General features: G+C 73.2%; 12 protein-coding genes and 1 pseudogene. 5 read left to right on the forward strand and 8 right to left on the reverse strand.

Annotated elements, in window-relative coordinates; translation table 11 throughout:
• Positions 1-120: 120 nt before the first annotated feature.
• The 7 genes and pseudogenes from ACFYMP_RS08480 to ACFYMP_RS08510 all read right to left on the reverse strand — a co-directional run bounded on the left by ACFYMP_RS08480 (position 121) and on the right by ACFYMP_RS08510 (position 6,137).
• Positions 121-1,113 (reverse strand): SRPBCC family protein, encoded by a 993-nt coding sequence (locus ACFYMP_RS08480; protein ID WP_388853282.1) that lies wholly within the window; start codon positions 1,111-1,113, stop codon positions 121-123.
• Between the two features lie 6 nt (positions 1,114-1,119).
• Positions 1,120-1,893, reverse strand: coding sequence for a hypothetical protein (locus ACFYMP_RS08485; protein WP_388852605.1), 774 nt, complete (start codon positions 1,891-1,893; stop codon positions 1,120-1,122).
• A 549-nt stretch (positions 1,894-2,442) separates the two neighbouring features.
• Positions 2,443-2,781 (reverse strand): tetratricopeptide repeat protein, encoded by a 339-nt coding sequence (locus ACFYMP_RS08490; RefSeq protein WP_388852608.1) that lies wholly within the window; start codon positions 2,779-2,781, stop codon positions 2,443-2,445.
• 129 nt (positions 2,782-2,910) lie between these two features.
• Positions 2,911-3,279 (reverse strand): fluoride efflux transporter CrcB, encoded by a 369-nt coding sequence (gene crcB / locus ACFYMP_RS08495; protein ID WP_388853285.1) that lies wholly within the window; start codon positions 3,277-3,279, stop codon positions 2,911-2,913.
• Between the two features lie 59 nt (positions 3,280-3,338).
• Positions 3,339-3,470, reverse strand: a pseudogene (locus tag ACFYMP_RS08500) (DUF190 domain-containing protein); the annotation flags it as partial.
• A gap of 41 nt (positions 3,471-3,511) precedes the next feature.
• On the reverse strand, positions 3,512-4,087 hold the full coding sequence (gene crcB / locus ACFYMP_RS08505; RefSeq protein ID WP_388852611.1) for a fluoride efflux transporter CrcB: 576 nt from the start codon (positions 4,085-4,087) through the stop codon (positions 3,512-3,514).
• 535 nt (positions 4,088-4,622) lie between these two features.
• Entirely contained in the window at positions 4,623-6,137 is a 1,515-nt protein-coding gene (locus tag ACFYMP_RS08510) for a DHA2 family efflux MFS transporter permease subunit (RefSeq protein WP_388852614.1), read from the reverse strand.
• Positions 6,138-6,532: 395 nt separating this feature from the next.
• Here ACFYMP_RS08510 and ACFYMP_RS08515 point away from each other — a divergent pair, with 395 nt between their 5' ends.
• The 5 genes from ACFYMP_RS08515 to ACFYMP_RS08535 all read left to right on the forward strand — a co-directional run bounded on the left by ACFYMP_RS08515 (position 6,533) and on the right by ACFYMP_RS08535 (position 11,860).
• Entirely contained in the window at positions 6,533-7,090 is a 558-nt protein-coding gene (locus ACFYMP_RS08515) for a TetR/AcrR family transcriptional regulator (RefSeq protein ID WP_388852617.1), read from the forward strand.
• A 279-nt stretch (positions 7,091-7,369) separates the two neighbouring features.
• The gene (locus ACFYMP_RS08520; RefSeq protein WP_388852620.1) at positions 7,370-8,059 is read left to right on the forward strand and encodes a HemK2/MTQ2 family protein methyltransferase; all 690 of its coding nucleotides are present in this window, start codon (positions 7,370-7,372) and stop codon (positions 8,057-8,059) included.
• The gene (locus ACFYMP_RS08525) at positions 8,043-8,285 is read left to right on the forward strand and encodes a CDGSH iron-sulfur domain-containing protein (protein ID WP_388852623.1); all 243 of its coding nucleotides are present in this window, start codon (positions 8,043-8,045) and stop codon (positions 8,283-8,285) included. The genes ACFYMP_RS08520 and ACFYMP_RS08525 overlap by 17 nt, the downstream gene beginning before the upstream one ends.
• A complete protein-coding gene (locus ACFYMP_RS08530) occupies positions 8,282-9,313 on the forward strand; it encodes an iron-containing redox enzyme family protein (RefSeq protein WP_388852626.1) in 1,032 nt (343 codons plus the stop codon). Before ACFYMP_RS08525 ends, ACFYMP_RS08530 begins: the two co-directional genes overlap by 4 nt.
• Before the next feature lie 153 nt (positions 9,314-9,466).
• Entirely contained in the window at positions 9,467-11,860 is a 2,394-nt protein-coding gene (locus tag ACFYMP_RS08535) for a SpoIIE family protein phosphatase (protein ID WP_388852629.1), read from the forward strand.
• Between the two features lie 57 nt (positions 11,861-11,917).
• Here the strand turns inward: ACFYMP_RS08535 and metE are convergent, their stop codons facing one another.
• Positions 11,918-14,236, reverse strand: coding sequence for a 5-methyltetrahydropteroyltriglutamate--homocysteine S-methyltransferase (gene metE, locus ACFYMP_RS08540; RefSeq protein ID WP_388852632.1), 2,319 nt, complete (start codon positions 14,234-14,236; stop codon positions 11,918-11,920).
• Positions 14,237-14,289 lie beyond the last annotated feature (53 nt).

A 14,289-nucleotide genomic window follows, 5' to 3' on the forward strand; every position in this document is an offset into this window, starting at 1 on the left:
GCGATCCGGAAGCCCTCGCCGAGGACCCCTTCGAGGAGGTCGGCGAGGTGCGTGCCGCCCGTCCCGGGTGGCACGCGGTCCCGCTCCCGGCCGCCTTGCGGGCCGAGACCGGTCACGGCCTCAGACCCGGGCGTCCTCGGTCTCGTCCGCGTCCTCGTCGTCCTCGTCGTCCTCTTCCTCAGCCTCGTCGCCGTTCTCGGCGTCCTCGACCCCGTTCTCGTTCTCCTCGTCCTCCGGGCCCGCGTCCTCGTCCTGTTCGTCGTCCTTCAGGCCGTCCTCGTGCGAGCGGACGACCTCGCCGTCGCGCACCTCCCCGCGCCAGCCCTCGATCTCGTCCTCCTCCGCGAAGGTGACGTGCCGGGCGAAGTGCTTGAGGTCCAGGCGGAGCCGGCGGCCCTGGGCGCGCCACAGGTTGCCGGTCTTCTCGAAGAAGCCCGCGGGGGAGTACTCGACGACCACGACGATGCGGGTCAGGTTCGGCGCCAGCTCGTGGAAGCTCACCGCACCGTGGGTGCTGCCCTTGGCACCCTCGGAGCTCCACACGATCCGGTCGTCCGGCACCTGTTCCTCGATCGTCGCCTCCCAACTGCGTGCGGAGAAAGCGACCTTGACGTTCCAGTTGGTGCTGACCTCGTCCTTCTGGTCTACCGACTTCACCCCCTTCATGAAGCCGCTGAAGTCCTCGAACTGCGTCCAGTGGTCGTAGGCGGTGCGTACGGGCACGCCGACGTCCAGGGTCTCGATGATGTTGGTGATCTTGAGGTCGCCCGCGGCGCCGCCGCCCCCGCCCCCGCCGCCACTGCCCTCGTCGCCCCCGCCGCCTTTGCCGAAGGCGCCCTTCACTTTGCCGACCACGTTGCTCTTCACGTCCTTCGTCTTCTCGGAGAACAGCGCTTTCACAGGAGACTCGCCGCCCAGGACACGGGCGCCCGCGCGCGCGCCCGTCCCTTCGGCGATGTCGGAGAGCTTGCCGGTCAGGTCGCTGACCTTGTCTCCCGCCTTGTCAGCCAAGTGCTGTGCCAGGGCTTCGAGATGAGAGGTGACTTCCTCGAACAGATGCTCCAGTGCGGAGGGCTTCTCCTCGTCCTTCGCACCGCTCTTTTCCGCTGCCATCATTGATCACTTCGCCCGTCGTGAGGGCGCGGCGCTCCGGCCGGTACCGGCCGCCCCGCGCGGGGTGCTCTTCCTGGCGGCTTTCTTCGCGGGTGCGGCCTCCTTGGCGGGCGCGGCCTTCCTGGCCGGAGCCTTCCTCTTGGCCGTCCCGTCGTCCGAGGCCCGCTTCGCCGCGGCGGTCTTCTCTGCGGGGTTCACTCTCCCGCCGGGCGCCTTCTTGGTCGGGGCCCGGTGGGAGGAGGTCTTCGCGATGTCGCCGGGAGGAGTGACCGGGCGGCGGCCGGGCCGATGGGAGCCGGGCGCCGGTCCGTCCTCGCCCGAGTCCCCAGCGCCGTTCTCCTCGCCGCCCTCGCCGTCCTCGGGGCCTGCGTCGTTTTCGTCGGTGGCCTCCTCCGGTCCGTCCTTCTCCTTCTCCTCCTCGTCGGGTGTCTCGCCCTTGGGGCCGACGGAGACGCCGGTCAGAGCGGAGGTGCGCTCGCGCAGGAGGTCGGCGAGGGAGGTGAGGTGACGGTCGGCGGCGGCCGAGACGGCGGTCCGGCCCGCCGTGAGCAGTTCCTGCCGCACCTGTTCGCTGAGCGCGGCGTACTGCGGTGTCTCCCGCAGCCGGGTCAGTCCCTCGTCGAGGAGGCCGCGGGGTGTGAGGCTGTGCAGGGACAGCCCGTAGCGACGTCCGGCGAGGTACGAGCCGACCGCGAGGGCGAGTTTCGCCTTGCGGGTGCGGCCCAGGAGATAGCCGCCGGCGAGCGCGGCGGCGAGGACGGCCTTGCTGTTGTCGTTCATGTCTGTCTTCCCGGGGCAGGGGACAACGCGGATCGGGGGCGGGGCAGACCGGTGGACAAGCCCGTCTCGGGCCGCCCGTCGACTCCGGTGGTGCTGGCGTGACGTCCGTCCTTCTCAGCCGTCGGTGAGGTCGTGGTCGCAGTCCCGGCAGGCGTGTCCCGCCGCTTCCCCGGCGCCCTTGGGCAGGTGAGTGGGGCCGTGGCCCTGAGGGAGGGGCCCGGGGAGCGGGTACGGTGCTCTGCCATGTGCCCAGCCTGGCCGCAGGGCGCCGGGTCCGCCCGCGCTGTACACCCGAACGGGAGCGCCGCCCTCGGGGCCGGTCCCGGCGGACAGGCCGGTCCGGCCGCAGGACCGCCTCGGCGCATGGAGAAGGCCCCGGACCGCGACCTCGGCGGGTCGTCGGTCAGGGGCCTTCTCCGGCTCGTGCCGGGCCTCGGCCCGGTTCTCGCGGCGTTCTGTCACCGGTCCGGTTCTGGCGGCGTTCTGTCACCGGTCCGGTTCTGGCGGCGTTCTGTCAGCGACGGCGGAGGACAGCCCGCCGAGGTCGCCTCAGCTCTCGCCGGACATCGCGGAGGCGAGCCGCAGGTAGGGAGCCGCGTCGGCGTCCCTGCCCTGGCGCTCCAGGGTGCGGCCCAGCATCAGCGTCGCGTAGTGCTCGACCGGGTCACGCTCCAGGACGGCACGCAGCTCCCGCTCGGCCCGGCCCAGCTGCGCCGAGTGGTAGTAGGAACGGGCGAGCAGCATCCGCACGGCCGTGTTCCGCGGGTCCTCCTCGACCAGTCCGCGCAGAATCCGGGCCGCCGTGCCGTACTCCTTGGCGGCGAAGAACATCTGCGCCCGGTCCCAGCGGTCCGCGGGCGTACCGAACTCGAAGTAGGCGTCGGTCACGGTGTCCCTCCTGGAGATGGTGGCGCCGCCCTGTGAGTGGCGGCCCCGGCCGATGCTGCCTGGCACGCGGTGTAACCGGAGCGGAAAGTTGAATATTCCACGACTGGGTGCTCCGCGACCGTACGGCCACTACAGCGCCCGGCCCAGCACGTACCCGAGCGTGGCCGCGCCGATCCCGGCGGCGACGGAACCGAGGACGTTGGCCGCGGCCTGGAACCGGTTCCCCGTCTCGGTGAGCCGCAGCGTCTCGTAGGAGAAGGTCGAGTACGTCGTCAGCGTCCCGCACAGTCCCGTGCCCAGCAGCAGCCGCACCCGTTCACCCGCGAGACCCGACAGGCTCGCGCCGGTCACGATCCCGAGCACGAGGGAGCCCGCGACGTTCACGCAGAAGGTGCCCCACGGGAAGACCCCGGAGTGCCGGGACTGCACCGAACGGTCGGTGAGATAGCGCAGCGGGGCGCCGACGGCCGCCCCAAGCGCGACGAGCAGCGCGTTGATCATGTGGGTGCCCCTCCCGTGCCCGCGCCGGTATCGGTGCCGCCGCCCGGTTGATGAACGCCGTAGCCCTCCGCCCCGCTGAGGACCGGGGCGCCCGCGAGCCCCGCGGCGTGCGCGCGGTGCACGATCTCGCCGTCCACGGGGCGGTGGTGCCAGGTGTCGGTGTCGTCGACGAGCACGGTGGGCCGCACCCCTTCGACGGCCGTCCAGCGCTCGGGCGCGGTGGACTCGGTCACGGTCGCAAGGTCCCTTTCGCGAGGTGTCCCAGCAGCCGCCTGGTGAGGCGGGCGGCGAGGGTGACGGCGGCGAGCGCCGCGACGGCGGTGGCCCCGAGGTAGGCGACCGCGGTCGTGGGACGGCCGTGCGCGATCAGTTGCTGGATGTCGACGCAGTACGTGGAGAAGGTCGTGAACCCGCCGAGGACACCCGTGCCCAGGAAGGGGCGCAGCAGCCGGTGGGCCGGGAAGATCTCGGTGACCGCGACGAGCAGGACGCCGATCACGAAACACCCGAGGACGTTGATCGTGAAGGTCGTCCAGGGGAACGCGTCGCGCGCGGTGGGCCACCCGAGCCCCAGGCCGTACCGGGCCAGCGCGCCGAGGACACCGCCCGCCGAGACGGCACCGACCACGGGCCCTTGGGAGCGCCCCGGGGCCGCCCGGCCTCCGGCGCGCCCGCGCAGGAACGCCCGGGTGTCCGGCTGGCGCCCGCCGGGCTCCACGTCCTCGATGTCCGGGTCCACCGGCTCGGCGGCGCGGGCGGGCCGTGCCGAGTTCCGTTCCGGCCGACCGGGCCTGTTCGAACGCATACCTCTCCCCACACGTGAGCCGCCCGGGACGCGGGCAGCACTACTCACGAGTAGGGACCGTTGGCGGCGTCTGCCGCGGTTCGGGTACGGCGGGCCCCACCGCCGCGAGTGCGTCCGCCCGGCGTGACGGCACTCAGCCGACAGCATAGCCCCGCCTGCGGGGGCGGCCCCGGTGGACGACCGCGTCGCGCCACCGGGCGGGTTCGCCGGGCGCCTCCGCACGGGCCGGCCGAGGTTCGTCCGGGTCGTGCGAGAACTCCAGGCCGGTAGGGGACGGAACGAAGAAAGCCCGGTCGTGCCCGCCCCCCCCCGGGGGGGGGCGGGGCGCCCCGGGCCGGCCCGCGGGGCGGGGGGGGGGGGCCCCCCACCCCCCCCCCCGGGGCCCCCCGCCCCGGGGGGGGGGGGGGCGGGCCACGACCGGGCAGGGCCGTCGGTCAGGGGTCCGTCGTCCCCACGCGGACCCGGGCCGGCGGCCGGCTCACGGGGCGCTCCGCTCACACGCCCCGGGGAGTCGGCTCCCAGGTGGGTGCGGCCGTCACATGTGGACGACCGGCGTCCCCTCCTCGGCGGCGGCGGGCTTGCCGCTGCGGTACATCAGCAGCGCGATGACCGCGCCGGCCGCGAAGAAGCCCGCCGACCACCAGTAGGCGGTCGAGTAGCTCTCCAGCTGCGCCTGCGCCAGCACCGCCTTGGTGGGCTGCTTGCCCGCGAGGTAGCTGGTCGCGGCGCTCGCGGCGAGGGTGTTGAGCAGCGCGGTGCCGACGGCACCGCCGACCTGCTGCATCGTGTTCACCGCGGCGGAGGTGGCACCCGCGTCCTGGGCGTCGACCCCGCTGGTGGCGAGGCTCATCGCGGGCGGCATGACCAGGCCGAGGCCGAGGCCCATCACCAGCAGTCCGGGCAGCACGTCGGCCGCGTACGTGCTGGAGAGGTCCAGGCGGGTCAGCAGGGCCAGACCGGCGGCCGCCATCACCAGGCCCACCGGCACGATGGGCCGGGCGCCCAGACGGGGCAGCAGGACGTTGGTCGCCAGCTGGGCCGTGACCATCAGGGCGCCGATCATCGGCAGGAAGGCGAGACCGGTCTTGACCGGGGTGAAGCCCAGGGAGGCCTGGAGGAAGTACGTCAGGAAGAGGAAGACCCCGAACATGCCCGCACTGGAGATCGCCACCGTGATGAACGAGGCGCCACGGTCGCGGTCGGTCAGGATCCGCAGGGGCAGCAGCGGGTGCCGGCTGCGCGTCTGCCACCAGGCGAACAGGGCGAGCAGGACCACGGCCGCGATCAGGAAGCCCCAGGTCAGCGGCGAGGACCAGTCGTGGGTCTCGGCGTTCGAGAAGCCGTAGACGAGACCGAACAGGCCGGCCGAGGCCAGCAAGGTGCCCGGCAGGTCCAGCTTGGGCCGCTCGGTCGAGGTGCCGCGGTTCAGGAAGATCATGCCGCCGACGAAGGCGAGCACGGCGAAGATCAGGTTGACGTAGAGGGTCCAGCGCCAGCTCAGGTGCTCGGTCAGCAGACCGCCGAGCAGCAGGCCGACACCGCCACCGGCACCGGCGATCGCACCGAAGATGCCGAAGGCCTTGGCCCGCTCCTTCGCGTCGGTGAAGGTCACGTTGAGCAGGGCCAGCGCGGCCGGGGCGAGCAGGGCGCCGAACAGCCCCTGGAGCACACGGCCGACGACCAGGACGCCGAAGCTTCCGGCGGCACCGGCGAGGGCCGAGGCGGCGGCGAAGCCCACCACGCCCACGAGGAAGATGTTCTTGCGGCCGAAGAGGTCGGCCAGCCGGCCGCCGAGCAGCAGGAGGCTGCCGAAGGCCAGGGCGTAGGCCGTGACGACCCACTGGCGGTTGCCGTCACTGAACCCCAGGGCGTGCTGGGCGGAGGGCAGCGCGATGTTCACGATGGTGGCGTCGAGCACCACCATGAGCTGGGCCAGCGCGATGACGACCAGTACCCACCAGCGGCGCGCGTGGTGGTGTGCCTGGTCGGTCGCGTCGGACGGCGGGGACGGGGCGACCTTCTCGTCGAGGGTCTGGGCGGATTCGTTCATGGGAAGTGCTCCATGGGACGCGTTCGAAGAAACACTCTGGCGAAACCGGCGAGGCGCCGTCGGCGACGGGCCGGGCAGGGGCCGGATCACAGCGCTGGGATCTCGGGCCTGCCGGAACGAAACGGTTTCGTACACGAACCGTACGTGGTCTGGTGTGCGATGGGAAAGCGGCACCGGGTGTGTCCACGCGCCGCGCTCTTTGCCGGATCGCCTACCCATATCGGGAATATGCAGCTCAGCGGCCATTTCTCGGGCCCTCGTGGGTCCTGATCGCGGCGCACGCGCGAACGAAACAGTTTCGTTTCTTTGCCGTCTCTTGGTAAGCTCGGCCCGAGACGGCTCAGGTACGGAGGGTGCGAAGCGTGTCAGTGACGAGCGGATCAGCGCCCGGCCGGATGAGCGCGCAGCGAGCCGACGCGCTCTATGAGACGGTACTCGATCTGGTCCGCGCACGCGGCTACGAGTCGCTCACGATGGACGCCGTCGCCCACAGGGCGCACGTCAGCAAAGCGACCCTCTACCGCCAGTGGGGCGGCAAGGCCGGACTGGTCGCGCGAGCCCTCAGACACGGCAAGCCCTCACCCAGCGCCTGTGGGGACACCGGATCGCTCCGCGGCGACCTCGAAGCACTCGTCGACCACTACGAGGAGAGCAAGACCGAGGAACAGACGGCCCTGTGGCGCAGCCTGATCCACGTCGCGCACACCAACCCCGAGTTCATGCACGCCCTGCGCGACCTGCTGATCGAGCCCGAGAACGACGTCCTGCGGCTGATCCTGCGCCGTGCCGTCGCCAGGGGAGAGGTGGCCGCCGACAACCCGGCCATCGACTACCTGGCGCACATGATGATCGGCGGGGTCATCGCCAGGGAACTGGTCGAGGACCACGCCGTCGACCGTGCCTTCCTGCGCTCCTACGTGCGCTCCGTGATCCTGCCCGCCCTCGGGCTCTGATCATCCCCACCGCACGCCTCCGCTCCCCGCCGGGGGCACGGGTCCCGCTTCGGGGGCACGGGGCCCCGCCCCTTCCTCCCGTGGGTGCCCGGTTCCGCCTTTCTCCCCTGTCACGCCCCGGTTGCCCCGCTGTCACGGCCCGGTTCCCCCGCGGGCGCCGCACCGCTCCAGTGGTGGGATGCGCCCGGCCGACGGAGGATCGAGCGGGGGACCCGGCGGGCCCACCGCACGTCACACGAGCGGACACGGACGCGCGGGGACGAGGACAGGAGTCGTGCCATGACCGCCCTCATCACCAACGCCACGCCCCCGGGCCGCCTGCTGCGGCTGCCGGGCGTCTACGCGCCGCAGTCCGACACCAGGCTCCTGCTGCTGGCGCTGGAGAGGGAACTCGCACCCGGCGCCCGCCCGCGCGACCTGCTCGACATCGGGACCGGCAGCGGGGTGCTCGCCGTCCACGCCGCCCGGCTCGGAGCACGGGTGACCGCCGTGGACATCGCCTGGCGCGCGGTGCTCTCGGCCCGCGCCAACGCCCTGCTCAGCGGCCAGCGGCTCACCGTGCGCCGGCACGACGCGGTCGCGGCCCTGACCGCGCGCCGCTACGACCTGCTGATCAGCAACCCGCCGTACGTGCCCGCTCCCACCCCCGGACCGCCCGTCAGGGGAGCGGCGCGCGCCTGGGACGCGGGGCACGACGGCCGTGCCGTGGTCGACCACCTGTGCGCTCTGGCCCCCGCGGCGCTGCGCAGCGGCGGTGTGCTGCTCCTGGTCCACTCGGCCCTGTGCGGTACGGACACGACGGTGCGCAAGCTGACCGAGGCGGGACTGCGTACCTCGGTCAGCGACCGGGCGAGAATCCCCTTCGGACCCGTCACCCGCTCGCGGCTCGGCTGGCTCAGGAACACCGGGCTGCTGGGACCGGAGGAGGACCGGGAAGAGGTGGTGGTGATCCGTGCCGAACGACCGTGAGACCCGCCGCGTCCGCGTGGCCCGGGACGGCCCGCTGCTCGTGGAAGGACCCGTCGAGGTCGTCGGCGAGGACGGTGGCGTCAGCCGCTCCGACCGCTTCCTCGTCGCCCTGTGCACCTGCCGCCGCACCCGCACCGCCCCCTGGTGCGACGCCAGCCACCGCCGCAGGGCCCGGCCCGCCCCGCCGCAGGAACCCGCCGACCCGGAGGAGCAGGGGACGCCATGATCCGTGAAGAGAGGCCCCCGACGACGACCGGGCCGCCACTGCCCACCGCGCGCGGCCCCGTGTCGCACGCGGTGATCGCGGCCCTGGCCGAGGACCGGCCCCTGACGCCACGACTCCCGGACGCCGACCCGTACGGTGACGACCTGCAACTGGCCCTGTACGTGCTGTACGAACTGCACTACCGCGGTTTCGCCGGGGTGGACGACGCCCGGGAGTGGGACCCGGTGCTGCTCGCCGCGCGCGAACGCCTGGAACGGAGCTACCTCGCGGCCCTGCGGGCGGACACGGGTACCGGCGGCACCGTGTCCGCCGCCTTCGAGGACCTGCTCGTCGAGCCGGCGGGACGCGATCCGTCGAGCGTCGCCCAGTACCTCCAGTACGAGGGGGAGCTGCGGCACCTGAGGGAGTACGCGGCCCTGCGCTCCCTGTACCACCTGAAGGAGGCCGACCCGCACGCCTGGGTGATCCCCCGGCTGCAGGGCCGGTCGAAGGCCGCGATGGTCGCCGTCGAGTACGACGAGTTCGGGGCGGGACGGGCCGAGCGCGTCCACGCGCGGCTCTTCGCCGAACTCATGGCCGGCCTGGGCCTGGAGGCCGGCTACGGCGGCTACCTCGACCACGCGCCCGCGGAGGCGCTCGCCACGGTCAACCAGATGTCGCTGTTCGGTCTGCACCGGGCGCTGCGCGGAAGCCTCGTCGGCCACTTCGCCTGGGTGGAGGTGACCTCCTCGCCCGGCTCCCGGCGGCTGGCCGAGGCGCTGCGCCGCACCGGAGGGGGGCCGGCGGCCGAGTTCTTCTACACCGAGCACGTCGAGGCCGACGCCGTCCACGAACAGGTCGTACGGCGCGACGTGGTCGGCGGGCTGCTGGAGGACCACCCCGACCTGGAGGCCGACGTCGTCTTCGGCGTCGAGTCCACCACCCTGCTGGAGAACCGGCTCGGCGCCCACCTCCTCGCCTCCTGGCGCTCGGGCCGCAGCGCGCTGCGCGCCCCCCTCGGCACGCCGGCCCGCCCGGTGCCACAGTGACGAGGCGCGCGCCGTGGGCCCGCTCCGTGGTCCTTCCCACCCACCGAAACGGCCCTCTCGGCCTGCGCCCAACAGGAAAACCACGGCTCCCGGTGGCAAGAATTGGCGAAGCAGCATGTCGCAGCAGTGGACCCTCGAGGTGGTGACCCCGGCATGAGCGCACCCAGCACACCCGACGACGGTGAGCTGTTCGCCGGTGTCGCCACAGCGGTCCTCGACCGTCGCGGCATCGTGACCCAGTGGTCCCGGGCCGCCGCGGAGCTGCTGGGACGCCCCGCCGGCACGGTCCTCGGCCGTTCCGTGCTGCGCCTGTTCGCCGACCGCCCCACCTGGGCGCGGTACGCCGCCGCCTCGGCCCCCGTCCCCGCCTACGGCACCGCCGCGCTGCGCACCGCGCGGGGAGACGTGATCACCGTCCGCTACGGCGACAAGGCCCTGGAGAGCTCCGCGCAGCGGCTGATCCTCGCGGTCCCCGCCGAGCGGGCGAGCCGCGCCGAGCAGGGGGAGGCGCTGGTGCGGGCCCTGCTCGGGCAGAAGCGCTTCGGCATCGTCCTGCGCGACACCGATCTGGTCGTCGTCCGTACCAACATCACCGAGGAGACCTTCGCCGGGCTGACCCTCCCGGTCGGCAGCCGCCTGAGCGACTTCATGGCGGAGGAGGACGGCCGGTCCGCCGAGGCGTCCCTGCGCCACGTGCTGGAGACCGGAGACCCGCTGGTCGGCGACGAACAGCGCATCACCCCCCGCAACGGCGAGCACGGGGACTGGTCGTTCTCGGTGACCGCCGTGCGTACGACGGGGCGCGACGGCCGCCCGACCGGAGTGGCCGTCCTGCTCACGGACGCCACCGAGCACTGGAGAGCGGAACGCCGTCGTGAGCTGCGGCACCGGGCGGCGGCCGACATCGGCGTCACGCTCGACGTCCTGCGGACGGCGCAGGAGGTCACCGACGTGCTGGTCCCCGCCTTCGGCGACCTGGCCTGGGTCGACCTGTCCGAAGCCGTTCTCGCCGGGGACGAGCCACCACGGACTCTCGGCGGCGGCGACCCGCACCTGCGCAGGACGGCCGTGCGCCGCGCCGACGGCGACTGGCCGGCCGGGCTGCTCCAGCCCGGCGAGTCCGTGCCCCCCTTCCCCGACCGCCCCCTGGTACGGGCGCTCCAGTCGGGCCGCACCGTCGTCCTGGACCGGGAGGAACTGGAACGCCGGATGGCGGGCACCCCGCACCTGCCGGTTCTCACCCCGGAGGACGGCCGTTCCGTGATCTTCGCCCCCTTGTTCGCCCGGGACCTGCTCCTGGGCGTGGCCGGTGTGTGGCGCACCCGCGCGACCCACACCTTCGACGAGGAGGACGCCGACCTGATGACGGAGATCGCCGCGCACGCCTCGCTCAGCGTCGACAACGCCCGCCGCTACCGGCGCGAGCACCGCTCCGTGGTGTCCCTCCAGCGGCGCCTGCTCCCGCAGTTCATGACCCGCACCAGCGCGATGGAGACGGCGGGCAGCTACCGGCCCGCCGAGGAGGGCTCCGAGATCGGCGGCGACTGGTTCGACGCGATCGCCCTGTCCTCCTTGCGCACGGCGCTCGTCGTGGGCGACGTGACCGGACACGGACTGCACGCCGCCGCCACCATGGGACGCCTGCGCACCGCCGTGCAGACCCTGGCCGACATGGACCTGGGCCCCGACGAGATGCTCACCCACCTCGATGACCTCGTCGCGCGGCTCGCCTCCGAAGCGGAACCCGAACACCGCGACTCCGTCGGCGCCACCTGCCTGATCGCCGTGCACGATCCCGTCTCCAGCACCTGCACGATCGCCTCCGCGGGCCACCTGCCCCCGCTGATGAGCCCTCCGGACAGCGTGACCGTGCCGCTCGCCGTCCGGCCGGGGCCCCCGCTCGGAGTCGGCGGACAGCCCTTCGAGACCACCACCGTCGACGTACCGCCCGGCAGCGTGCTCGCGCTGTACACCGACGGCGTGTTCCAGGGCTCCGGCCTGGACGTGGACGACGACGTCGGCCGTCTCGCCGGACGGCTGCACGCCCTTCAGCGCGAGGGCGACCACGACCTGACGTCCGTCGGCCGGGCCCTCATCGGGGGCGAGGAGGACCACGGTCCGCGCCGCGACGACACCGCGGTGCTCCTCGCCCGGACCGCCTCTCTCGGACCCGAAGCGGTGGCGGAATGGGAGTTCTCCGCCGCACCGGAAGTGGTGGCGCGGGCCCGGGACGCCGCCACCGGACAGCTCGCCGCGTGGGGCCTTGGGGAACTGAGCTTCTCCCACTCCCTCATCGTCAGCGAGCTCGTCACCAACGCCGTCCGCCACGCGGGCGGTCCCGTCCGGGTACGCCTCATCCGCGACCGGCTCCTGATCACCGAGGTGAGCGACCCCAGCAACACCCAGCCCAGGCTGCGCCGCGCGCACTCCACCGACGAGGGCGGGCGAGGACTGTTCCTGGTCGCGCAGCTCAGCCTGCGCTGGGGCAGCAGGTACGGGGCGACGGGCAAGACGATCTGGGTCGAGCAGGAGCTGTCGGCCGACTGAGCGGACGGCGCCGGGCCGGGGCGCACCGGGCGGCCCCGGCCCTCCTGGGACGCGCGGTCAGGACCTGCCGAGCTCCTCGCGGACGATCCGCGCGGCCGCCACGAGGTGTTCCAGGGAGGCACGGGTCTCGGGCCAGCCGCGGGTCTTCAGGCCGCAGTCGGGGTTGACCCAGAGCCGTTCGGCGGGGATGGCCCCGAGTCCGGCGCGCAGCAGGGCGGCCGCCTCCCGCGTGCTCGGTACGCGGGGGGAGTGGATGTCGTACACCCCGGGCCCGGCCTCACGCGGGTAGCCGTGTCCGGCGAGTTCGTGGGCGACCCGCATGTGGGAGCGGGCCGCCTCAAGGCTGATGACATCGGCGTCGAGGTCGTCGATGGCCGCCACGATGTCGCCGAACTCGGCGTAGCACATGTGGGTGTGGATCTGGGTGGCCGGGCCTGCGCCGCCGGTCGCCAGGCGGAAGGACTCGGTGGCCCAGTCCAGGTAGGCGGGCCGGTCGGCGGCGCGCAGGGGCAGGGTCTCGCGCAGGGCGGGCTCGTCCACCTGGATGACCGGGGTCCCGGCCGCCTCCAGGTCGCCGACCTCGTCGCGCAGGGCGAGGGCGACCTGTCGGGCGGTGTCGCCGAGGGGCTGGTCGTCGCGGACGAAGGACCAGGCGAGCATCGTGACCGGGCCGGTGAGCATGCCCTTGACCGGCCGGTCGGTGAGGGACTGGGCGTACGTGGTCCAGCGCACCGTCATCGGCTCGGGGCGGGAGACGTCGCCGGCCAGGACCGGCGGGCGGACGTAGCGGGTGCCGTAGGACTGGACCCAGCCGTGCTGGGTGGCGAGGTAGCCGGTGAGCCGCTCGGCGAAGTACTGCACCATGTCGTTGCGTTCGGGTTCGCCGTGCACCAGCACGTCCAGCCCGGCCCTCTCCTGGAAGGAGACGACTTCCCGGATCTCGGACCGGATGCGGTCCTCGTAGCCGTCCGTGTCGATCCGTCCCGCGCGCAGGTCGGCGCGGGCGGTACGCAGCCCGGTGGTCTGCGGGAAGGAGCCGATGGTGGTGGTCGGCAGCAACGGCAGCTTGAGACGGGCGCGTTGAGCGGCTGCCCGCTCACCGTAGGGCTGCGAGCGACGGGTCTCGGACTCGGTGACGGCGCCGGTTCGGGCGCGTACGGCCGGGTCACGGGTGAGGGGCGAGTGCGCGCGGGAGGCGAGATCGGCCCGGTTGGCGGCGAGTTGTGCGGTGATCGCCTCCGTACCGCCCGCAAGCCCCCTGGCGAGGGTGACGATCTCGGCGGTCTTCTGCCGGGCGAAGGCGAGCCAGCGCAGGATCTGCGGTTCGATCTCCCGCTCGGCCGAGGTGTCGAGCGGGACGTGCAGCAGGGAGCAGGAGGCGGACACGTCGACCCGCCCGGCCAGGCCGAGCAGGGTGCCGAGCACGGCCAGCGACCCGCTCAGGTCGTTGACCCAGATGTTGCGCCCGTTGACGACACCGGCGACCAGGCGCTTGCCGGGCAGGCCGCCCACGGCGGCGAGCGCGTCGAGGTTGGCCGCCGCCGACTCGGTGAAGTCCAGGGCCAGTCCCTCCACCGGCGCCTTGGCCAGGACCGGGAGGGCCTCTCCGAGGCGGTCGAAGTAGGAGGCCACGAGCAGCTTGGGGCGGTCGGTGAGGGCGCCCAGTTCACGGTAGGCGCGTTCGGCGCCGTTCAGTTCCGCCGGGGTGCGGTCCTGCACGAGGGCGGGCTCGTCGAGCTGCACCCACTCGGCGCCCGCCGCCCGCAGGTCGGCGAGGATCTCGGCGTACACCGGGAGCAGCCGGTCGAGCAGGGTCAGCGGGTCGAAGCCGGACGGCGCCCCGGGCGCGGGCTTGGCGAGCAGCAGGTAGGTGACGGGGCCGACGAGGACCGGCCGGGCGTTCAGGCCGAGTTCCAGGGCCTCACGCAGCTCGGCGACCTGTCGGCCGGAGTCCGCGCTGAACACCGTGTCCGCGCCCAGCTCGGGAACGAGGTAGTGGTAGTTGGTGTCGAACCACTTCGTCATTTCGAGCGGTGCGAGGTCCGCGCTGCCGCGCGCCATCGCGAAGTAGCCGTCGAGCGGGTCGGCGGCCACCGCCGCACGGTGACGCTCGGGGATCGCGCCGACCATGACGCTGGTGTCCAGGACGTGGTCGTAGTACGAGAAGTCCCCGGTCGGTACCTCGTCGATCCCGGCCTCGGCCAGCTGCCGCCAGTGGGCGCGACGCAGCCGGGCGGCTGTCGAGTGGAGCGAGGCGGCGTCGACCCGGCCCTTCCAGTAGCCCTCGATCGCCTTCTTCAGTTCCCGGTTCTGGCCCTGACGGGGGTAGCCGTACACGGTGGACCGTGCTGCCGCGGCTGCGGACTTGGGGGTCACGGAGATCTCCTTCGCGAGACGAGTCCCTGAATCCCGGGGACGGCACGCGAGCG

It is taken from the genome of Streptomyces sp. NPDC007088, assembly GCF_042869355.1.
In the GTDB taxonomy this organism is placed as follows: domain Bacteria; phylum Actinomycetota; class Actinomycetes; order Streptomycetales; family Streptomycetaceae; genus Streptomyces.